The sequence below is a fragment of the Microbacterium sp. H37-C3 genome (assembly GCF_027157935.1).
GTDB lineage: Bacteria > Actinomycetota > Actinomycetes > Actinomycetales > Microbacteriaceae > Microbacterium > Microbacterium plantarum.
Genome location: NZ_JAPVLR010000003.1, coordinates 227324 through 247924, shown reverse-complemented (window position 1 = coordinate 247924; position 20601 = coordinate 227324). Strand labels below are relative to the sequence as shown.

Here is a 20601-nt window from a genome sequence, read left to right as displayed (position 1 = left end):
TCGTGTTCGAGTCGGTCCGGGGGCTGCTCGACGAGCACCGCGCGGTTCAGGAGGAGCTCTCCGACCCCGCGGTGCACGCCGACGCTGCGCGCGCGAAGCGCGTGAACCGGCGGTACGCCGAGCTGTCGCGGATCGTCGCGGCCCACGACGCGTGGGTCGCGGCATCCGACGATCTCGCGGCGGCTCGCGAGCTCGCCCGCGAGGACGAGGCCTTCGCCGCGGAGGTGCCCGCGCTCGAGGAGGGGCTGCGCGAGGCGCAGGAGCGGCTTCGCCGTCTGCTCATCCCGCGCGACCCCGACGACGCCCGCGACGTCATCATGGAGATCAAGCAGGGCGAAGGGGGAGCGGAGTCCGCTCTCTTCGCCGCCGACCTCCTGCGGATGTACATGCAGTACGCCGCCTCGCGCGGGTGGAAGACCGAGCTGCTCGAGCGCAACGAGTCCGACCTCGGCGGCTACAAAGACGTGCAGGTCGCCATCAAGGGATCGTCGTCCGACCCGTCGCAGGGGGTGTGGGCGCACCTGAAGTACGAAGGCGGGGTGCACCGCGTGCAGCGGGTGCCCGCCACCGAGTCGCAGGGGCGCATCCACACCTCGACGACCGGGGTGCTCGTCTTTCCCGAGGTCGATGAGCCCGAAGAGATCACCATCGACCCGAACGACCTGAAGATCGACGTCTTCCGTTCCTCCGGCCCGGGCGGGCAGTCGGTCAACACGACCGACTCGGCGGTGCGCATCACGCACGTGCCGACAGGCATCGTCGTCTCGATGCAGAACGAGAAGAGCCAGCTGCAGAACCGCGAGGCCGGTATGCGCGTTCTGCGCGCGCGACTGCTCGCGAAGCAGCAGGAGGAGCGGGATGCCGCGGCATCCGACGCCCGCCGTTCGCAGATCCGCGGGATGGACCGGTCCGAGCGCATCCGCACGTACAACTTCCCCGAGAACCGCATCGCCGATCATCGGACGGGCTATAAGGCGTACAACCTCGACCAGGTGATGGACGGCGCCCTCGCGCCGGTCATCGACAGCTGCATCGCCGCCGACGAAGAGGCCCGCCTGGCGGCCCTCGCCGACGACTGAGCCCCGCCCCTCCTCCCGCCGGCGCGTCGACTCGCCAGGATCTGCGGATCCGGCTGGCCCCGCACTCGCCGTTTCTGGCGAGTCGACGGGGCAGAGGGGGAGGGGCAGTCAGATGTGGTACTCGGGGGCGGTGAGCACCGCGCGGGTGTCCTCGCCCTCGCGGCGGGCACGCGGCCGCGCGGGCACGCCGACCAGCACCGAGTCGGCGGGGGCGTCCTTCGTGACCACGGCGTTGGCGCCGACGACGCTCCGGGCACCGATCGTGATCGGACCGAGGATCTTCGCGCCCGCGCCGACGGCGACGCCGTCCTCGAGGGTGGGATGCCGCTTGCCGGCGTGACGAGTGCGGCCGCCGAGGGTCACCCCGTGGTACAGCATGACGTCGTCACCGACGACGGCGGTCTCGCCGATCACGACGCCCATGCCGTGGTCGATGAAGAACCGGCGGCCGATGCGCGCCCCCGGGTGGATCTCGACCCCCGTGAGCCAGCGGGTCAGCTGCGACCCGGCGCGCGCGAGGAAACGCGCGCGCCGGAGCCACAGCCGATGCGTGATGCGGTACGACCAGACCGCGTGCAGCCCCGGGTACAGCAGCGCGATCTCGAGGCCGCTGCGAGCCGCGGGATCGCGGAGCTTCGCGGCGGCCAGGTCTTCGCGGATGCGTGCTCGGAGCGTTCCCATCAGTCTTCGCGCAGGTCCTCGAACAGCGGGGTCGAGAGGTAGCGCTCACCGAACGAGGGGATGATCACGACGATGTTCTTGCCTTCGGACTCGGGGCGTGCCGCGACCTGGAGCGCGGCCCAGACGGCGGCTCCCGACGAGATGCCGACGAGGATGCCCTCCTTCTGCGCCACCTCGCGCGCGACGCGGACAGCGTCGTCGAAGGTGACGTCCTGCACCTCGTCGATGACGCCCTGGTCGAGGATCGGCGGGATGAAGTTGGGCCCGATGCCCTGAATCTTGTGGGGGCCGGGCTTCCCCTCCGTCAGCAGCGGCGAGTCCTTCGGCTCGACCGCGACGACCTTCACATCGGCGACGCGCTCCTTGAGCACCTGGCCGACGCCGGTGATGGTGCCGCCCGTGCCGATGCCGGCGACGAAGTAGCCCACCTGGCCATCGGTGTCGCGAAGGATCTCCTCCGCGGTCGTGCGGCGGTGGATGTCGGGGTTGGCCTCGTTGGCGAACTGCTTCGCGAGGACGGCGCCCGGCGTCTCGGCGGCGATCTTCTCCGCCTCCGACACGGCGCCCTTCATGCCCAGCGACGGGTCGGTGAGCACGAGCTCGGCGCCGTAGGCCTTGAGCAGGAGGCGACGCTCCATCGACATCGATGACGGCATCGTGAGGATGACGCGGTAGCCCCGCGCCGCGCCGACCATCGCCAGGGCGATGCCGGTGTTGCCGCTCGTGCCCTCGACGATCGTGCCGCCGGGCTGCAGAGCACCGGCCTTCTCGGCCGCATCGACGATGGCGATGCCGAGACGGTCCTTGACGGATGACGCGGGGTTGTAGAACTCGAGCTTCGCGAGCACCGTGCCCGGCAGGCCCTCGCTGACGCGGTTCAACCGCACGAGAGGCGTGTTGCCGTACGCGGTGGTGATGTCGGGGTGGATGCCGTGAGTGACCGGGTCGGACATGTCTGCCTTTCGGGTTTTCGAGCGGATGCCGCGTCGCGGCGGGATCGTCGCCCCAGCCTATTGTCGCCCTTCGCCACGGGAGCCGAATGTGACGAATCCGCACTCGTGATTAGGCTTGTCGGCGCCATGAGCACCGCGCCCCTTCCCGCACCGACCCTGACCGAGGTTCTGCGTGCCGCGACCGCCGAGCTCGAGGCCGCCTTCGTCCCGACCCCGCAGGTCGACGCCGAGCTCCTCGCCGCACACGTCCTGGGAGTCGGCCGCGGCGAGCTGTCGGCCGCCGTCTTCCGCGGCGATGCGATCAGCGCCGAGGATGCCGCGCGACTGGCCGAACTGGTCGCGCGTCGCGCGTCGCGCGAGCCCCTGCAGCATCTGACCGGCGTCGCGCCGTTCCGCCACCTCGAGCTCCGCGTCGGCCCCGGTGTGTTCGTGCCGCGCCCCGAGACGGAGTCGGTCGCTCAGATCGCGATCGACCTGCTGCGCGCGGCGGCCAGCCCTGAGCCTGTCGCGGTCGACCTGGGCACCGGTTCGGGAGCGATCGCCCTGGCGCTGGCGACAGAGGTGCCGCACGCACGCGTCTACGCCGCCGAGAACTCCGTCGACGCGTTCATCTGGACGAAGGAGAACTTCGCCCTCGTCGGGGCTCCGAACGCCCGACTCGCCTTCATCGACCTCGAGCGCGCGTTCCCGGAGCTCGACGGCACCGTCTCGGTGCTCGTGTCGAACCCGCCGTACGTGCCCGACGACGCGATCCCGCGCGATCCCGAAGTGCGGCTGTGGGACCCGCCGGCGGCGCTCTACGGCGGAGCGGACGGCCTGGACGTCGTGCGGACCCTGTCGCGCGTCGGGCTCCGCCTGGTGCACCCCGGGGGCAGCATCGTCATCGAGCATGGCGAGCTGCAGGGGGCCGCGATCCGCGGCATCCTGGCCGCCGACGGGTGGTCGGCGACCGCGACGCATCCCGACCTCACGATGCGCGACCGCACCACGACGGCCGTCCGCTCCTGAGTGCGGCCGGGGTCCGCCGTACACTGGAGCGGTCATGTCTCCCGTTTTCGACTGCCGCGACGAGACCCAGGTCCTCCCCGGCATGCGCCAGGCGCGCCAGGCCATCGGTCGCGGCGATCTCATCGTCCTGCCCACCGACACCGTCTACGGTGTCGCCGCCGACGCCTTCAGCGCCTCGGCCGTCGCCAAGCTGCTCGCCGCGAAGGGACGGGGTCGCCAGTCGCCGCCTCCGGTCCTCGTGGCGGGCATCGCGACGATGCGCGCGCTCGTGGCCGAGGTGCCCGAGGCCGTCGAGCGGCTCGTCGAGGCCTTCTGGCCCGGCGGCCTGACGATCGTCCTCCCGGCACAGCCGTCGCTGTCGTGGGATCTGGGGGAGACCCGCGGGACCGTCGCCGTGCGCATGCCCGCCGACAGGTTCGCCCTGGAGCTCCTGGAGGAGTGCGGGCCCTTGGCGGTCTCGAGTGCGAACCTTACCAAGATGAACGCCGCCGTCACGATCGACGACGCGGTGCGGATGCTGGGCGACAGCGTGTCGGTCTATCTCGACGGCGGCCCCGCGGCGACCGGCGTCGCATCGACGATCATCGACGCGACGCCCCTCATCGGCCCCGACCCCGCCCCGGTGCGGGTGCTGCGTGACGGGGCGGTTACACGTGAGGCTCTGCGCGACGTCCTCGGCGACCTGCTCGAGCCCGACGTCGAGCCGGAGCATGCCGAGGCGGCGAATCGCACGCCCATGGAGTCGGGCTCGGCCGGTGTCACCGGCGGAGAGACCGCCGGCGGCAGCGTCGCGTGAGGCTCTACCTGGCCACCTTCGTGGTCACGGCCCTCGTCACCTTCGGGCTGACCTGGCTCGTGCTGAGGGTGAGTCTGCGCTACAAGCTCTATCCGGAGATCCGCGAGCGCGACGTCCACAAGACACCGACACCGAGGCTCGGCGGCGTCGGGATGTTCCTCGGCGCCACCGCCGTCATCCTGACCTCGTCGCAAATTCCCTTCTTCTCGATCTTCTGGGCCAAACCCGAGCCCATCTGGGCCATCCTGGCGGCGACCGCCCTCATCGTCGTCGTCGGCGTCGCCGACGACCTGTGGGACCTCGACTGGCTCATCAAGCTCGGCGCGCAGTTCGGCGCCGCAGCGATCGTGGTCGGGTTCGGGGGCGTGCAGATGTACACGATCCCGCTCGGCGGGCAGACTGTCGTCTCGAGCGCCGCGAGCTTCACGATCACGGTCTTCTCGATCGTCGTCGTGATGAACGCCGTCAACTTCATCGACGGTCTCGACGGCCTCGTGGCGGGCGTGGCACTGATCGCGAACGGGGTGTTCTTCACTTACACCTACCTGCTCGGTCGCGACTTCGGTGCGAGCAGCTACGCGAACCTCGCCTCCTTCCTCGCCGTGGTGCTGCTCGGGGTCTGCGCGGGCTTCCTGCCGCTGAACTGGAACCCTGCGAAGCTGTTCATGGGCGACTCCGGAGCGCTCATGATCGGGTTGCTCATGAGCTGCTCGGCCATCCTCGTCACGGGCACCCTCGTCCCGGCCACGGGTGACAACGACGTGTTCGGCCGCTCGCAGCTGCTGGGTGCGTTCATCCCCATCCTGCTGCCGGTCGTCGTGGTCCTCCTGCCGCTGCTCGACTTCGGGATGGCGGTCATCCGCCGCATGTCCCGGGGCAAGTCGCCGTTTTCGCCCGACCGCAAGCATCTCCATCACCGCATGCTCGACATGGGTCACAGCGACCGCGACGCCGTCCTGATCTTCTACGCCTGGACCACGGTCGTCAGCCTCTCGGTGCTGCTGATGTACATCGGCACGACCGCCGCCTGGCCGGGGGACTACCTCTTCGGCCTCGGCTTCCTCATCCTCGGCGTCGCCGCGTGCCTCGTCGTCACCCTGATCCCCGCCCGGTCCGCGCGGGATGCCTCACCCGTGGAGAACTCATGAATCAGAAGACCCTCTCGAGCACGCCGATCCTGCGTGCCGCGCTCACCTGGGGCCTCATCGTCGGTGCCGTCGTCGCTGTCGTCGCCGCCGTCGCGGGCGCGGTCGTCGCCGGACCCGAGGGTGCGTGGAGCGGAGTGATCGGTGCGGCGGTGGGAGTCATCTTCCCCGCACTCACCGCGCTCAGCATCCTGATCGCCAACCGGTGGTACGGGCAGGACACGTTCCTGCCGATCTACTTCGGCATCGTGATGGGCGGCTGGGTGGTCAAGTTCGCCCTCGTGCTCGTGGCGCTCCTGGTCATCAGCCGCATCGAGTGGATCGTGTCGCCGATGTTCTTCTTCGCCCTGGTGGCTGCGGCGATCGGCGCGATCACCGTCGATCTCGTCGTGATGGCGCGGATGCGACTGCCGCACGTGTCGGACACGACGCTGCCGGAGACGAACCCCGAAGTCTGACGTCCAGGCATTCGGATGACGGGCAGTGCCCGGTTGTTTGATAGGCTGACACAGCACTTCACGGATGGTGGGCAGCGGCGACGCTGAGGCCCCGTGGAGATCTCTTCTCATACTTACCGAGCTGGTTCACGCTGGCACGAGAAGCTGGAGCCAACCCGTTGACTCAAGCGGCAATGATCGCCATGGCGGCCGACAACGAATTCCACCCGCCCTCCATCAGCGACTTCTTCCCTGAGGTCCTGCTCTTCGAAGGCACTCCGTTCGCGTTCACGCGGATCTCGATGGTGCAGTTGATCGCCACCGCGGTGCTGGTGCTCATCCTCGTGATCGGCGCACGGCGCATGACCGTCGTGCCGGGACGCTTCCAGAGCGTGCTCGAGCTGGGCTTCGGCTTCGTGCGCGAGCAGGTCGCCTATCAGGTCCTGGGCGAGAAGGACGGCAAGCGGTTCCTTCCGATCCTGACGTCGCTGTTCTTCGGGATCCTCTTCCTGAACCTCACGGGCATCATCCCGTTCCTCAACATCGCGGGCACCGCGGTCGCGGGCGCTCCGCTGATGTTCGCGCTGGTCGCATACGTCGTCTTCGTCTACGCCGGCCTCAAGAAGCACGGGCTCGGTCGCTTCCTGAAGAACTCGCTCGTGCCGAGCGGTGTGCCGATCGTGATCGTGCCGCTGATCGCCCTGATCGAGCTCATCTCGATCTTCGTCGCGCGGCCCTTCTCGCTGTTCCTGCGACTGCTCGCCAACATGATGGTCGGCCACCTCATGCTCGTGCTGTTCTTCGCAGCCACCCAGTTCTTCCTGATGAGCTTCAACTGGTTCTCGATCCTGTCGGCCGGTACCCTCGCGATGGGTTTCGCCTTCACCCTGTTCGAGATCTTCGTTGCCGCCCTGCAGGCATACATCTTCACCATCCTGACAGCGGTCTACATCCAGCTCGCTGTCGCCGAAGAGCACTGACGATCAGCCACCCGGCTGCTCGCCCTACGAAAGGAAAAATCCAGTGGACGCTACGACGATCCTTGCCGCCGTCACCGGAAACATCGCAACCGTCGGCTACGGCCTCGCCGCCATCGGTCCGGCCATCGGCCTCGGCATCATGATCGGCAAGACCATCGAGTCGACGGCCCGTCAGCCCGAGCTCGCCGGTCGCCTCCAGGTGACGATGTTCATCGGTATCGGCCTCATCGAGATCCTCGCGCTGATCGGCATCGCCACGCCGTTCATCTTCAACGCGCTCTGATCCGCTCGTCATTCACCAAGAGGGAGGCATGATGGTCGACGCACTGCTCACCGTCGCCGCCGAAGAGGGCTCCGGCAACCCGCTGCTGCCCGCCTACTACGACATCATCTGGTCGGGCGTCTGCTTCGTCATCATCGTTCTCGTCGTCGTCTTCTACGCGCTGCCCCGTGTCACCACGGTGCTCGACGCGCGCAGCGCGGCCATCGAGGGCAACATCGCCAAGGCTGACGAGGCGCAGCGCAAGGCGGAGGCAGCGCTCGAGGAGTACACCGCTCAGCTGGCCGAGGCCCGCAAGGAGGCCGGTGAGATCCGCGACGCCGCTCGCGAGGACGGTCGCAAGATCGTCAGCGAGGCGAAGCAGAACGCATCGGCCGAGGCCGAGCGTCTCACCGCTGCCGCGCACACGCAGATCGAGGCCGAGCGCCAGGCTGCCGTGGTGTCGCTGCGCAGCGAGGTGGGCACGCTCGCTCTCGACCTGGCCGGCGGCGTCATCGGCGAGACCCTGTCCGACGACCAGAAGGCGCAGGCCGTCGTCGACCGCTTCCTCAGCGAGCTCGAAGCCTCTGAGAAGGCGTCGAACTGATGGGCAGCGCGACCACTCAGGCACTCGTCGCGACGACGGCGGCCATCGCCGAGACCCCCGGGCTCACGCTCGACGTGTCCGGTGAGCTGTTCGTCGCCGCGCGGGCTCTGGCGGACTCGCCGCAGCTGAGCGGCGCGCTGACGGACAACGCGGCTTCGCCGCAGGCTCGCGACAAGGTCGTCGGCGACGTGTTCGGTCCGGCCTTCGCGGCGCAGACCGTATCGCTGCTGCGCACAGCCGTCGCGCAGCGCTGGTCCTCGGTCGACGACTTCGTCGACGCCGTCGAGGAACTGGCGATCCGCGCCGCCGCCGTCGCCGATCAGGGCGATCTCGAGAACGAGCTGTTCGGTGTGCTGCACACCGTGTCGGCGAACCCCGAGCTCGAGCTCGCTCTCGGCAGCAGGCTGGGGGAGGCCTCGGCCAAGGGGGCTCTCATCGAGCGCCTTCTCGACGGGCGTTTCGGTGCCGCGACGCGTCTCATCGCTTCGTCGATCGTGCAGCGTCCGCGTGAGCGCCGTGTGCGGCAGCTGCTCGAGCGGGCGATCCGCATCGTCTCGGACCAGCGCGGCCGCGTCGTCGCGAGCGTTCGCACGGCGACCGCTCTCAGCGATCAGCAGCGCGCCCGCCTCGCCGAGACCCTCTCGAACCGCTACGGCACGCCCGTCGCGCTCAACCTCGTCGTCGACCCCGCGGTCGTCGGGGGGCTGCGCATCGAGATCGGCGACGACGTGATCGACGCGACCGTCGCCTCTCGCCTCTCCGATCTCCGCCAGCGACTGGCGGGCTGACCCACCTCACCGCCCGCAGGGGCGCACCGGCCGGATGCATCCGGACCCTCAGACTCAGGACCGAAGGAACACCATGGCAGAACTGTCCATCAGCCCGGATGTCATCCGTGACGCGCTGAAAGACTTCGTCGCCGCGTACGAGCCCACCGGGGCCGCCGCGACCGAGGTCGGCACCGTCGTCGACGCGGCCGACGGCATCGCCCACGTCGAGGGACTGCCCGGCGTCATGGCGAACGAGCTCGTCCGCTTCGACAACGGCGTGGAGGGTCTCGCGCAGAACCTCGACGAGCACGAGATCGGTGTCGTCATCCTCGGCGACTTCGCCGGCATCGAGGCGGGCCAGAAGGTCACCCGCACCGGCGAGGTGCTCTCCGTCGGCGTCGGCGAGGGTTACCTCGGCCGCGTCGTGGACCCGCTCGGCAACCCGATCGACGGTCTCGGCGAGATCGCCACGACCGGTCGTCGCGCGCTCGAGCTGCAGGCGCCCGGCGTCATGCAGCGCAAGTCGGTCCACGAGCCGATGCAGACCGGCATCAAGGCCATCGACGCCATGATCCCCGTCGGCCGCGGTCAGCGTCAGCTGATCATCGGCGACCGCCAGACCGGCAAGACGGCCATCGCGATCGACACGATCATCAACCAGAAGGCCAACTGGGAGTCGGGCGACGTCAACAAGCAGGTCCGCTGCATCTACGTCGCGATCGGCCAGAAGGGCTCGACCATCGCTTCGGTGAAGGGCGCGCTCGAGGACGCCGGTGCCATGGAATACACGACGATCGTCGCGGCTCCCGCATCCGACCCCGCCGGCTTCAAGTACCTCGCTCCGTACACCGGCTCGGCCATCGGTCAGCACTGGATGTACGAGGGCAAGCACGTCCTGATCATCTTCGACGACCTGTCGAAGCAGGCCGAGGCCTACCGTGCGGTCTCGCTGCTGCTGCGCCGTCCGCCGGGCCGCGAGGCGTACCCCGGTGACGTCTTCTACCTGCACTCGCGTCTGCTCGAGCGTTGCGCGAAGCTCTCCGACGACCTGGGTGCCGGATCGATGACGGGTCTGCCCATCATCGAGACCAAGGCCAACGACGTCTCGGCATACATCCCGACCAACGTGATCTCGATCACCGACGGCCAGATCTTCCTGCAGTCCGACCTGTTCAACGCCAACCAGCGTCCGGCGGTCGACGTGGGCATCTCGGTGTCGCGCGTCGGCGGTGACGCTCAGGTCAAGTCGATCAAGAAGGTCTCGGGAACGCTGAAGCTCGAGCTCGCTCAGTACCGCTCGCTCGAGGCGTTCGCGATGTTCGCGTCGGACCTCGACGCCGCGTCGCGTCGTCAGCTGGCTCGCGGTGCGCGTCTGACCGAGCTGCTCAAGCAGCCGCAGTACTCGCCGTACCCCGTCGAGGAGCAGGTCGTCTCGATCTGGGCCGGCACCAACGGCAAGCTCGACACGATCGAGGTCGAGGACGTCCTGACCTTCGAGCGCGAGCTGCTCGACTACCTCAAGCGCAACACGTCGATCCTCGACACGCTGCGTGAGACGAACGTGCTGGGCGATGACACCGTCGCCGAGCTCGAGAAGGTCGTCGACGAGTTCGTGCTCGAGTTCCAGGGCGGAAAGGGCCAGGCCATCAACAAGCCGGGCCACGAGGAGACCGCTGCCGCCGAGGCCGACGACGTGAACCAGGAGCAGATCGTCAAGGGCCGCCGCGGCTGACGCGGAGGACGACACACACTTATGGGCGCACAACTCCGGGTCTACAAGCAGAAGATCAGTTCTGCTCAGACGACCAAGAAGATCACGAAGGCGATGGAGCTCATCGCGGCTTCGCGCATTCAGAAGGCGATGGGACGCGTCCGCGCATCCTCTCCCTTCGCGCGAGCTGTGACGCGCGCCGTCTCCGCGGTGGCGACCCACTCCGACGTCGAGCATCCGCTGACGACCGAGCGCGAGACGATCCGTCGTTCCGCGGTCGTCATCTTCGCCTCCGATCGCGGCCTCGCCGGCGCGTTCAACTCGCAGATCCTCCGCGAGGGTCTCGAGCTGGCCGAGCTGCTGCGGTCGCAGGGCAAGGAAGTGGACTACTACCTCATCGGTCGCAAGGCCGTCGGGTACTTCCAGTTCCGCCGGATGCGGGCTGCGGGCGAGTGGACGGGTGACACCGACACGCCGCACTTCAGCACGGCCGAGCAGGTCGCCGGGGCTCTCCTCGACGCCTACGCTCAGGGCGGCGAAGACGGCGGCGTCGACGAGATCCACCTCGTGTACAACCGTTTCGTCAGCATGATGACGCAGACACCTGAATCAGTCCGTCTGCTGCCCCTCGAAGTCGTCGAGGCCGATGCGGCGACGGCGGACCAGGCTCCGGTCTATCCGCTGTACGAGTTCGAGCCCGACCCCGAGACGGTGCTCGACGCGCTGCTGCCGGTGTACGTCCAGAGCCGCGTGTTCAACGCGCTGCTCCAGTCGTCCGCCGCGAAGCACGCCGCGACGCAGAAGGCGATGAAGTCGGCGAGCGACAACGCCGACAAGCTCATCACCGACTACACCCGCCTGCGCAACAACGCTCGCCAGGCCGAGATCACTCAGCAGATCGCCGAGATCGTCGGCGGCGCCGACGCTCTGGCGTCGGGCAAGTAAGACCAACCGAAAGAGACAGACATGACTACCGTCACTGCCGAAGCCACGTCGGTCGTCGGCCGCGTTGCGCGCGTCACCGGCCCCGTCGTCGACATCGAGTTCCCGCACGACTCGATCCCCGACATCTACAACGCGCTGAAGACCACGATCACGATCGACGGCGAGTCGACCGAGATCACCCTCGAGGTCGCTCAGCACCTCGGCGACGACCTCGTTCGCGCCATCTCGCTGAAGCCGACCGACGGCATGGTCCGCGGCCAGGAGGTGCGCGACACCGGCGGCCCTATCACGGTCCCCGTCGGCGACGTCACTAAGGGCAAGGTCTTCAACGTCACGGGCGACGTTCTCAACGCCGCCGAGGGCGAGACCGTCGAGGTCACCGAGCGCTGGGGCATCCACCGCCAGGCGCCGAGCTTCGACCAGCTCGAGTCGAAGACCCAGATGTTCGAGACCGGCATCAAGGTCATCGACCTCCTCACCCCGTACGTCCAGGGTGGAAAGATCGGCCTCTTCGGTGGTGCCGGCGTCGGCAAGACCGTCCTCATTCAGGAGATGATCCAGCGCGTCGCGCAGGACCACGGTGGTGTGTCGGTGTTCGCCGGTGTCGGTGAGCGCACCCGTGAGGGCAACGACCTCATCCACGAGATGGAGGAGGCGGGCGTCTTCGACAAGACCGCCCTCGTCTTCGGCCAGATGGACGAGCCGCCGGGGACGCGTCTGCGCGTCGCCCTGTCGGCCCTGACGATGGCGGAGTACTTCCGCGACGTGCAGAAGCAGGACGTGCTGCTCTTCATCGACAACATCTTCCGCTTCACGCAGGCCGGTTCCGAGGTCTCGACGCTGCTGGGCCGTATGCCCTCGGCCGTGGGCTACCAGCCCAACCTCGCCGACGAGATGGGTGTTCTCCAGGAGCGCATCACCTCGACGCGCGGTCACTCGATCACCTCGCTGCAGGCGATCTACGTCCCCGCCGACGACTACACCGACCCGGCCCCGGCGACGACCTTCGCGCACCTCGACGCCACGACCGAGCTCTCGCGCGAGATCGCGTCGAAGGGTCTGTACCCGGCCGTCGACCCGCTGAGCTCGACGAGCCGCATCCTCGACCCGCGCTACATCGGTGAGGACCACTACCGCGTGGCCACCGCCGTGAAGCAGATCCTGCAGAAGAACAAGGAGCTGCAGGAGATCATCGCGATCCTCGGTGTCGACGAGCTCTCCGAAGAGGACAAGATCGTCGTGTCGCGTGCACGCCGCATCCAGCAGTTCCTCTCGCAGAACACCTACATGGCGAAGAAGTTCACCGGTGTCGAGGGCTCCACGGTCCCGATCAAGGAGACCATCGAGTCGTTCGACGCGATCGTCAAGGGCGACTTCGACCACGTGGCCGAGCAGGCCTTCTTCAACGTCGGCGGTATCGGCGACGTCGAAGAGAAGTGGGCGAAGATCCAGAAGGAGAACAGCTGACATGGCTCTGACGGTCACGCTCGTCTCCGCCGAGGCGGAGGTCTGGTCGGGCGAGGCGTCCCTCGTCGTGGCCAAGACCGTCGAGGGCGAGATCGGCTTCATGGCGGGTCACGAGCCGGTGCTCGCGATCCTCGCCGAAGGTCAGGTGCGTATCACGCAGCCCGGCGGCGAGAAGATCGTCGCCAATGCGCAGGACGGCTTCCTGTCGATGGAGGGCGACGAGCTCACCATCGTGGCGGGTAACGCCGCGCTGGCCTGACCCGCACTGCGTCTACGAGAGACCGCACCCTCCGGGGTGCGGTCTCTCGCGTTGAAGGGAGATTTCCGGATGCTGCTCCTGCTGCCGCCTTCCGAGACCAAACGCGCCGGGGGCACCGGTGCGCCGCTCGACATCGACGCCCTGGCCCTGCCGCAGCTGGCGCCCGAGCGCCGCGCGGCCGGAGACGCGCTCGTCGCGTTGTCGGCGGATCCGGACGCCGCAGCGCGGGTGCTCAAGCTCAGCGCGCGTCAGCTGGGCGAGGTGGCGGTGAACTCCGTGCTCATGACCTCTCCGACGATGCCCGCCGTCGACCGGTACACCGGCGTCCTCTTCGATGCTCTCGATGCGGCCGCGCTCGACGCCGGGGCGCGGGGCTGGCTCGGCGAGCATGTGCTCATCCAGTCGGCGCCCTTCGGTCCCGTCGCCGCGCTCGATCCCATCCCGGCGTATCGGCTGGCGGCGGGCACGGCGCTTCCGGGCATCCCGCCGCTCCGCCGGCATTGGGCTGCGGCGAGCTCGGCCGCCTTGATGGGGACCGGGGCGCCGTTCGTGCTCGATCTGCGCTCGGAGGCCTACGTGGCCTTGGCTCCGGTCCCCGCGGCGATGCCCTCCGCGTTCGTCCGCGTGGTCTCCGCCGGCGCCGACGGAACGGTGCGTGCCCTCAACCACTTCAACAAGCACGCGAAGGGTGAGTTCACGCGTTCGCTCGCCCGCTCGGCCGCGACCGTGAGCTCTCGAGACGACCTTCTCGCGTGGGCTGCGTCCCACGGATGGGTGCTGCGCGAGACGGCCGGATCGTCCGAGCTCGAGCTCGTCGTCTGATGCCCCATGCTCGGCGCCGTCGGGGTCGCACGCCGGGCCCGGTGTTTCGCTAGCATGAGCGGCGACCCACGGCGCGAGCGCTTCGTGCCGGGTCGCGACTGAGGAGGTCGTACATGTCGGGTTACTACGGCGACGGTGCGGGTGCGGGCGCTTTCCTCGCCCTCATCCTGCTGATTCTTCCCATCATCCTGATCATCGCGCTCGCGGGCTACATCATCAGCTCGTTCTTCTACATGAAGATCTTCGAGAAGGCCGGCGTGCAGGGAAAATGGCGCGCGTGGGCGCCGGTCTACCGCGAGATGGTCTTCGCGAAGCTCGGTGACATCTCTCCCTGGGTCATGCTGGGCGCGCTCGTCGCGACGGCCGTGCTGAGCAACATCCCGGCGATCGGGTTCATCTTCAGCTACCTCTCGATCATCGCGCTGGCTCTGGCCAGCGTCCGAGTCGGGCAGAAGCTCGGCAAGGACTGGCCGCTCGTGCTGCTGTACATCATCCCCGGCCTCGGCTGGCTGATCTGGCTCGGCATCGCCGCGTTCTCGAGCTCGCCGTGGAACCCCCACGTGCAGCCCTCGCCGTGGCGCACCTCGTTCCTGCGCGACACGACGGTCTGGCAGGGCATCCCGGTGCAGCCCGACGGTGGCGCGGCCCCCGCACCCGGCGCGTACGGCGCCTCCGGTGCCGGCTACGCACCCCCCTCGGCTCCCGCCGCGCCGCCGGCCGGTTCGTACCCGCCGCCGGCCGCGCCGCCGGCGCCCCCGGCCGGTGCCTACCCGCCGCCGGCAGCACAGCCGCCCGTGACGCCTCCGTCCACCGAGCCACCCGCTCCGGACGCCCCGCGGCAGTGAACATCCGAGGAGCCCTCGTCGTATGACGGGGGCTCCTCGCCGTAGCGGGGGCCGCCCCCTCGGATTCGGGTCTAGCGTGGAGGGATGGACGACGCAGTGGACACCCGCCGACTCGGAACCTCCGGCCTGCTCGTCTCGGCGGTCGGGCTGGGATGCAACAACTTCGGGCGGCGGGGAACTCCCACGCAGACTCTCGACGGCACGGTCGCGGTGCTCGACGCCGCTTTCGACGCCGGCATCACCTTCTTCGACACCGCCGACATCTACGGCGGCGAGCCCGGTCTGTCCGAGACGCTGATGGGTGAGGCCCTGCGCGGACGTCGCGACCGCGTCGTGGTCGCCACGAAGTTCGGTCACAGCGCCGTGGACCTCGGGCTGCCGGGCGCGAAAGGATCTCGCGCCTACATCCGACGTGCGGTGGAGGCCTCGCTCGAGCGCCTGCAGACCGACTGGATCGACCTCTACCAGCTGCACACCCCCGACCCCGAGACGCCTATCGAAGAGACGCTCGACGCGCTGTCGGAGCTCGTACGGGAGGGCAAGGTCCGCTACATCGGACACTCCAACTTCGCGGGTTGGCAGATCGCCGAGGCCGAGGCCGTGGCGCGTGCACGCGGTGATGTGCCGTTCGTCTCCGCGCAGAATCACTACAGCCTGCTCGCACGCGCCGCCGAGCGTGAGGTCCTGCCGGCCGTCCGGCATTTCGGGAGGGGATTCCTCCCGTACTTCCCGCTGCACAACGGCTTGCTCACCGGGAAGTTCACCCGCGACCACATCCCCGCCGACTCGCGGGTCGCGAGGGAACGGCGTCATCTGTGGGAGAACGCTCCCTGGGACGCCATCGAGGCGTACCGGACCTTCTGCGACGAGCGCGGCATCACGATGGTGCAGGCGACCTTCGGCTGGCTCCTGGCGCAGCCGGCCCTGAGCAGCGTGATCGCCGGCGCGACCTCACCCGAGCAGGTTCACTCGAATGCGGCAGCCGCCTCGGCGTGGCACCCCGATGCTGCCGAGCTGGCCGCGATCGACGCGCTCTTCCCGTTGCCGTCCGACCCCGCCGCGGGGTGAAGAAATCACGCTCAGCGGGTGCGTCCACTAGAGTGTGACACGCCCATCCGTCGACGAAAGAAGAGTGACAGCGTGCCCGACCCCACGACCCAATCCCGGATCGTGGACGTCCCGTCCGGTGCGATCGAACTCCGGTGGGCCGCCGCGACCGACACCGGACGCCGCCGCGACAGCAACCAGGACGCCGTCCTTGCGCAGTATCCGCTGTTCATCGTCGCAGACGGCATGGGCGGACATATCGGCGGCGAGATCGCGAGCGCGAGCGCCGTCGACCGGCTCCGTGGTGTCGCCGAGCGCGGAGTGGTGACTCCCGAAGACATCGAAGAAGCCCTCGAGCGCGCCGTCGGAGACATCGCGGATCACCCCGAGACGACGGATGACGGAACGGGAACGACCGTCACCGGCGTGTACCTCGACATCGTCGACGGCGAACCGCAGTGGACGACGTTGAACATCGGCGACTCGCGGGTGTACCTGTTGCGCGACCAGGCGATCGCCCAGGTCACGACGGATCACTCCGTGGTGCAGGAGCTCGTGGCGGCCGGCCGGCTCAGCCCCGAAGAGGCGGAGCAGCACCCCTACGGGAACGTCATCACCCGCGCGGTCGGACCGAGCGACGGAGTCACCCCCGACTACGTTCGCCTTGATGTCGTCGATGGCGATCGCTTCGTGATCTGCAGCGACGGGCTCACGAAAGAGCTCACGGACTACGGCATCCTGCACTTCCTGCTCGAGAACGCCGATCCGGCGGCGGCCGTGTCGGCGATGATGACGGCGGCGCTGGAGAACGGGGGTCGTGACAACGTCACGGTCATCGTGCTCGACGCGCACGTGCGCGCTTCGAACGACGACTCCTCCCCGAACCAGGGCTGAGCCCGATCCTCCACCGCGGGCCGTGGCGCCTCTCCGGCGGCGTCTCGTCATCGCTTGACTGGGGTGCGTGCACTCCTCAGCCCGACTCGACGACCCCATCCGGCTGTCCACGTCGCTGACGCAGACGCAGGCGCGGCGATCATCCTTTCCGCTGTGGGCGGTGGTGGTCCCCATCGCCGGGGCGGTGATCCTCTGGCAGGTGACCGGCTCGCCGACAGTGCTCTGGTTCGCTGCGCTCGGTCCTCTCGTAGCCACCGCCACCATGCTCGATTCTGCACGCGTCGCGCGGCGGGAGCGGCGGCGGGCCGCGAAGCACGCAGCGGCGGGCATGCACAGAGCGCGCCTCGAGGTCGACGAGCGGCACGCGCTCGAGCGCGCGGAGCTCTGGCGTGCCACGCCGGATGTCGCGCGGCTGCTCGACGACCCCGACGAGCTGTGGCGCCCGAGGGCGGTACGCGATGTGCTCGTGATGGGAGCGGGCGATGCGCGGTCGTGTGTGCGGATCGAGGGCGAGCCGACGCCGGAGCTCCGGCACGCCGCAGGGGTGCTCCGAGATGCACCGGTCACGATCCCACTGACTGCAGGAGTAGCCGTCGTCGGACCGGCTGCGGCGGCAGCGGCGATCGCGCGCGCTCTCGTGATGCAGATCTGCCTCGTCCACCCGCCCGGTGAGGTGTGGGTGGTCGGCGCCGCTGAGGACTGGGCCCGTGACCTCCCGCACGCATCGACTCCGGGCGGCCGGCGCCTGTGGTGGGGGACCGGGGTGCCGCCTGCCGATGCCGACATCGTCATCGTCTCCGCGGGCTCCGGCGCACCGCCGCCGCAGTGTGCGGCCGTGCTCCGCGTGGGGGACGCCGACGCGGCGGTGCTCGCGTACAGCGGTTCGTCGCGGCCGATCCGTCCGGAGCCGCTCGGACGGGAGCAAGCTGCTGCGCTGACCGCCCTGCTGCGGGAGTGCGCGGAGGCGATGGGTGGTGACGCGGCGGCACCTCCGTCATTCGATGATCTCCCCGTCGTCGGAGGGGCCGGCCTCGCTGCCGTCCTCGGGGCGGGGCCCGACGGCCCGCTGGCGATCGACCTGGTCGACGACGGGCCGCACGCCGTCGTGGTGGGGGTCACGGGCAGCGGCAAGAGCGAACTGCTCGTGACGTGGATCGCCGCCCTCGCGCGGAGTCTGCCGCCCGAGCGGGTGAACTTCCTGCTCATCGACTTCAAGGGAGGTCGGGCTTTCGATGCCCTCGCGTCGCTGCCCCACGTGACCGGCGTCGTGACGGATCTCGACGAGCGCAACGCGATGCGCGCGATCGAGAGCCTCACCGCGGAGGTGCGCCGTCGCGAGCGCGTTCTCGCCGGCCTCCGGGCCCGCGACATCGCGGATGTGCCGGACGCTCTGCCGCGATTGGTCGTCGTCGTCGACGAATACGCCGCGCTCACCTCGACACACCCCGCGATGCACGATGTCTTCGCCGACATCGCCGCTCGAGGCCGCGCACTCGGGATGCACCTCGTGCTCGCGACCCAGCGTGCTGCGGGCTTCCGTGAGGCGGTGCTCGCGAACGCACCGTTGCGGGTCGCGCTTCGCGTGACCGACGTCGCGGATTCGCGCGCCGTGCTCGGTTCGGGCGACGCCGCCATGCTTCCCGGCGGCCGCGACGAGCGCGGGACCGCGCTGGTGATGCGTCCGGCTGATGTCCATCCGCACGTGATCCGGGTGAGCCGGTGCCCGTTGCCGGCCATCGAGTCGATCGCGCGAGCCGCGGCGGGTGCGGCCCCCGCGCGTCGGCCCTGGTTGCCGCCCTTGCCGGATCGCGTCGCGCTCGCCGACCTGCGGGGCGAGGGGTCCGTGGTGCTCGGTCTGGCCGACGAGCCGGATGTCCAGCGTCAACGTGCGGTGACGCTGGACCCTGGAGCGCCGGGGGTGGCGGTGCTCGGACGAGCCGGAGCCGGGCGCACGACGGTGCTCCGGACCATCGCTGCCCAGGTGCCCCACGATCGGGTGTGCTGGCTGCCCGACGATCTCGAGGCCGCGTGGGACGTCATCGTCGGACTCGACGACATCCCGCCGGGGTGGCTCATCGTCGCCGACGATCTCGACCGTGTGCTGGCGAGGCTGCCGGATGACTACAGCGCCGCCGCCGCGGCGATCCTGGAACGTGTGGCGCGCGACTCGCGGTCGCGTGGCGTTCAGTTCATCTGCTCTGCACAGCGGATGACCGGCGCCGTCGGCAGGATCGTCGACCAGCTTCCCGATCGCGCCGTGCTCGCCGCCGTGTCCCGGTCGGAGCATGTCGCCTTCGGCGGTGAGGGGGCTCACCATGACCCGACGGCCCCAGCGGGCCGCGGGAGGTGGCGCGGCATACTCGTGCAGTTCGCGGACGCCGGAGCGTTCGACCCCGCGCGGGAGCGGGCCCGGCCGCCCGACGTGTTCGAGCCGCGCCACGCCACGGCGTTCGTCGCGCCGCCCACCGCCGCCACGCATGCCGCGCTGGAGCATTGGAATCGTCGTGGTTTCGAGATCGCGACCGTGGAGCAGACGACGTCGCTGCGGTCGAGGAGGGTGGTCTGGGGCACCCCGGACGCCTGGATCGGTCGGTGGCGCGCAGCGGCGGCCGCCGCGCAGACCCGATGCCAGCTTGTCATCGATGCCTCGTGTGCGGGGGAGGTGCGGCTTCTGACCGGCAACAGGGATCTGCTGCCGTACGCCACTCCTGGGCGCGGGCGCGCCTGGGTCATCGACACGCGGACGGATCGGGTCCGGCGGGTGGCGCTGCCCCTCAGCTCAGCGCGTCATCCAACGACCCCGCGGTGATGCCGTGCGCCGCCGCGACGCCGGCGTTGACGACGTGGCCTCCGGCGGTGTTCAAGCCGGCCGCCAGGGCGCCGTCTGCCCGCAGGGCGGCGCGCCAGCCGTGGCGGGCGATCTGCCGGACGTAGGGCAGCGTCGCGTTGGTGAGCGCCGATGTCGAGGTGTTCGGCACGGCGCCCGGCATGTTGGCGACGCAGTAGAACATGGTGTCGTGCACGCGGAAAGTCGGGTCGGCGTGGGTCGTCGGTCGCGTGTCCTCGAAGCAGCCTCCCTGGTCGACCGCGATGTCGACGAGCACCGAGCCCGGCCGCATCCGAGCGACGGTCTCGTTGCGCACCAGTTTGGGAGCCTTCGCCCCGGGGATGAGCACCGAGCCGATCACGAGATCGGATGCCACGACCGCGCGTTCGAGATCGAGCGGGTTGGATGCCGCGGTCTTGACGCGCCCCTGGAAGTGATCGTCGAGGAAGCGGAGACGCTGGATGTTGGTGTCGAAGATCGTGACGTCCGACCCGAGACCCGCCGCGATGTACGCCGCGTTGGCCCCGGCGACCCCGCCGCCGATGACCGTCACCGCGGCGGGCCGGGTTCCGGGAACGCCGGACATCAGCAGTCCGAGGCCCCCGGCGGAGCGCAGCAAGGTTGAGGCTCCCACCATCGGGGCGAGGCGGCCGGCCACTTCGCTCATCGGGGCGAGGAGCGGCAGGCCCCCGCCGGGCAACTGCACCGTCTCGTAGGCGATGGCGGTCATGCCGCTTTCCAGGAGCCGGTCGGTGAGCGGACGGTCGGCTGCAAGATGCAGGTAGGTGAACAGCACGAGGTCGTCGCGGAATCGGTGGTACTCGCTCGCGATCGGCTCCTTGACCTTCAGCAGCAGTTCCGCGCGTGCCCAGACCTCGTCGGGGTCGTCGAGGAGCACCGCGCCGGCGTCGGCATACTCGGAGTCGGGAAGCGACGATCCTTCGCCGGCCCCGCGCTGGACGAAGACCTCATGGCCTGCGACGACCAGGTCGTGCACGCCTGCGGGGGTGAGGGCGACGCGGTACTCGTTGTTCTTGACCTCGGTGGGAACGCTGATGCGCATGGCAGT

Annotated in this window: 21 protein-coding genes; 18 read left to right on the top strand and 3 right to left on the bottom strand. The window is 69.4% G+C overall.

The window, feature by feature from the left end:
• Positions 1-2 precede the first annotated feature (2 nt).
• Positions 3-1079, top strand: coding sequence for a peptide chain release factor 1 (gene prfA / locus O1W71_RS10200; protein WP_112617271.1), 1077 nt, complete (start codon positions 3-5; stop codon positions 1077-1079).
• A gap of 108 nt (positions 1080-1187) precedes the next feature.
• On the opposite strand, the gene epsC is transcribed toward prfA, so the two are convergent.
• Together epsC and cysK are read right to left on the bottom strand one after the other, a co-directional pair.
• A complete protein-coding gene (gene epsC / locus O1W71_RS10195) occupies positions 1188-1760 on the bottom strand; it encodes a serine O-acetyltransferase EpsC (RefSeq protein WP_269267734.1) in 573 nt (190 codons plus the stop codon).
• The gene (gene cysK / locus O1W71_RS10190; protein ID WP_269267732.1) at positions 1760-2713 is read right to left on the bottom strand and encodes a cysteine synthase A; all 954 of its coding nucleotides are present in this window, start codon (positions 2711-2713) and stop codon (positions 1760-1762) included. The genes epsC and cysK overlap by 1 nt, the downstream gene beginning before the upstream one ends.
• Positions 2714-2839: 126 nt before the next feature.
• Between cysK and prmC the strand changes: the two genes are divergently transcribed.
• The 17 genes from prmC (at position 2840) to O1W71_RS10105 (ending at position 19514) form a co-directional block, all read left to right on the top strand.
• Positions 2840-3721: a peptide chain release factor N(5)-glutamine methyltransferase gene (gene prmC / locus O1W71_RS10185; RefSeq protein ID WP_269267731.1), complete on the top strand. Its 882-nt coding sequence runs from the start codon at positions 2840-2842 to the stop codon at positions 3719-3721.
• Between the two features lie 34 nt (positions 3722-3755).
• Entirely contained in the window at positions 3756-4517 is a 762-nt protein-coding gene (locus O1W71_RS10180) for an L-threonylcarbamoyladenylate synthase (RefSeq protein WP_269267730.1), read from the top strand.
• Positions 4514-5665 carry an MraY family glycosyltransferase gene (locus tag O1W71_RS10175; RefSeq protein ID WP_114588459.1) on the top strand — a complete coding sequence of 384 codons (1152 nt, stop codon included), beginning with the start codon at positions 4514-4516 and terminating at the stop codon, positions 5663-5665. The genes O1W71_RS10180 and O1W71_RS10175 overlap by 4 nt, the downstream gene beginning before the upstream one ends.
• Positions 5662-6120 (top strand): hypothetical protein, encoded by a 459-nt coding sequence (locus tag O1W71_RS10170; protein WP_112617265.1) that lies wholly within the window; start codon positions 5662-5664, stop codon positions 6118-6120. Before O1W71_RS10175 ends, O1W71_RS10170 begins: the two co-directional genes overlap by 4 nt.
• Positions 6121-6302: 182 nt before the next feature.
• Positions 6303-7079 (top strand): F0F1 ATP synthase subunit A, encoded by a 777-nt coding sequence (gene atpB / locus O1W71_RS10165; RefSeq protein ID WP_309300110.1) that lies wholly within the window; start codon positions 6303-6305, stop codon positions 7077-7079.
• Positions 7080-7122: 43 nt separating this feature from the next.
• Positions 7123-7362 (top strand): F0F1 ATP synthase subunit C, encoded by a 240-nt coding sequence (gene atpE / locus O1W71_RS10160; protein ID WP_091502856.1) that lies wholly within the window; start codon positions 7123-7125, stop codon positions 7360-7362.
• Positions 7363-7393: 31 nt separating this feature from the next.
• Positions 7394-7945, top strand: coding sequence for a F0F1 ATP synthase subunit B (locus tag O1W71_RS10155; protein ID WP_112617572.1), 552 nt, complete (start codon positions 7394-7396; stop codon positions 7943-7945).
• Entirely contained in the window at positions 7945-8733 is a 789-nt protein-coding gene (locus O1W71_RS10150; RefSeq protein WP_112617263.1) for a F0F1 ATP synthase subunit delta, read from the top strand. The genes O1W71_RS10155 and O1W71_RS10150 overlap by 1 nt, the downstream gene beginning before the upstream one ends.
• Positions 8734-8806: 73 nt before the next feature.
• Positions 8807-10447 (top strand): F0F1 ATP synthase subunit alpha, encoded by a 1641-nt coding sequence (gene atpA, locus O1W71_RS10145; protein ID WP_023955198.1) that lies wholly within the window; start codon positions 8807-8809, stop codon positions 10445-10447.
• Positions 10448-10468: 21 nt separating this feature from the next.
• The gene (locus O1W71_RS10140) at positions 10469-11371 is read left to right on the top strand and encodes a F0F1 ATP synthase subunit gamma (RefSeq protein ID WP_112617262.1); all 903 of its coding nucleotides are present in this window, start codon (positions 10469-10471) and stop codon (positions 11369-11371) included.
• A gap of 21 nt (positions 11372-11392) precedes the next feature.
• A complete protein-coding gene (atpD, locus tag O1W71_RS10135; RefSeq protein ID WP_091502862.1) occupies positions 11393-12838 on the top strand; it encodes a F0F1 ATP synthase subunit beta in 1446 nt (481 codons plus the stop codon).
• A gap of 1 nt (position 12839) precedes the next feature.
• Positions 12840-13097, top strand: a complete 258-nt coding sequence (locus O1W71_RS10130) for a F0F1 ATP synthase subunit epsilon (protein ID WP_023955192.1) — start codon at positions 12840-12842, stop codon at positions 13095-13097.
• A 69-nt stretch (positions 13098-13166) separates the two neighbouring features.
• Entirely contained in the window at positions 13167-13919 is a 753-nt protein-coding gene (locus O1W71_RS10125) for a YaaA family protein (RefSeq protein WP_269267729.1), read from the top strand.
• A 113-nt stretch (positions 13920-14032) separates the two neighbouring features.
• Positions 14033-14764, top strand: coding sequence for a large exoprotein (locus O1W71_RS10120; protein ID WP_269267728.1), 732 nt, complete (start codon positions 14033-14035; stop codon positions 14762-14764).
• Between the two features lie 84 nt (positions 14765-14848).
• Positions 14849-15832 (top strand): aldo/keto reductase, encoded by a 984-nt coding sequence (locus O1W71_RS10115; RefSeq protein ID WP_269267727.1) that lies wholly within the window; start codon positions 14849-14851, stop codon positions 15830-15832.
• 72 nt (positions 15833-15904) lie between these two features.
• A complete protein-coding gene (locus tag O1W71_RS10110) occupies positions 15905-16705 on the top strand; it encodes a PP2C family protein-serine/threonine phosphatase (protein WP_114588455.1) in 801 nt (266 codons plus the stop codon).
• Positions 16706-16772: 67 nt separating this feature from the next.
• Complete coding sequence (locus O1W71_RS10105; RefSeq protein ID WP_269267726.1) at positions 16773-19514, top strand: FtsK/SpoIIIE domain-containing protein; 2742 nt, start codon at positions 16773-16775, stop codon at positions 19512-19514.
• Here O1W71_RS10105 and ald read toward each other — a convergent pair.
• Positions 19480-20595 (bottom strand): alanine dehydrogenase, encoded by a 1116-nt coding sequence (ald, locus tag O1W71_RS10100; RefSeq protein WP_269267725.1) that lies wholly within the window; start codon positions 20593-20595, stop codon positions 19480-19482. The genes O1W71_RS10105 and ald overlap by 35 nt on opposite strands.
• Positions 20596-20601: the final 6 nt, after the last annotated feature.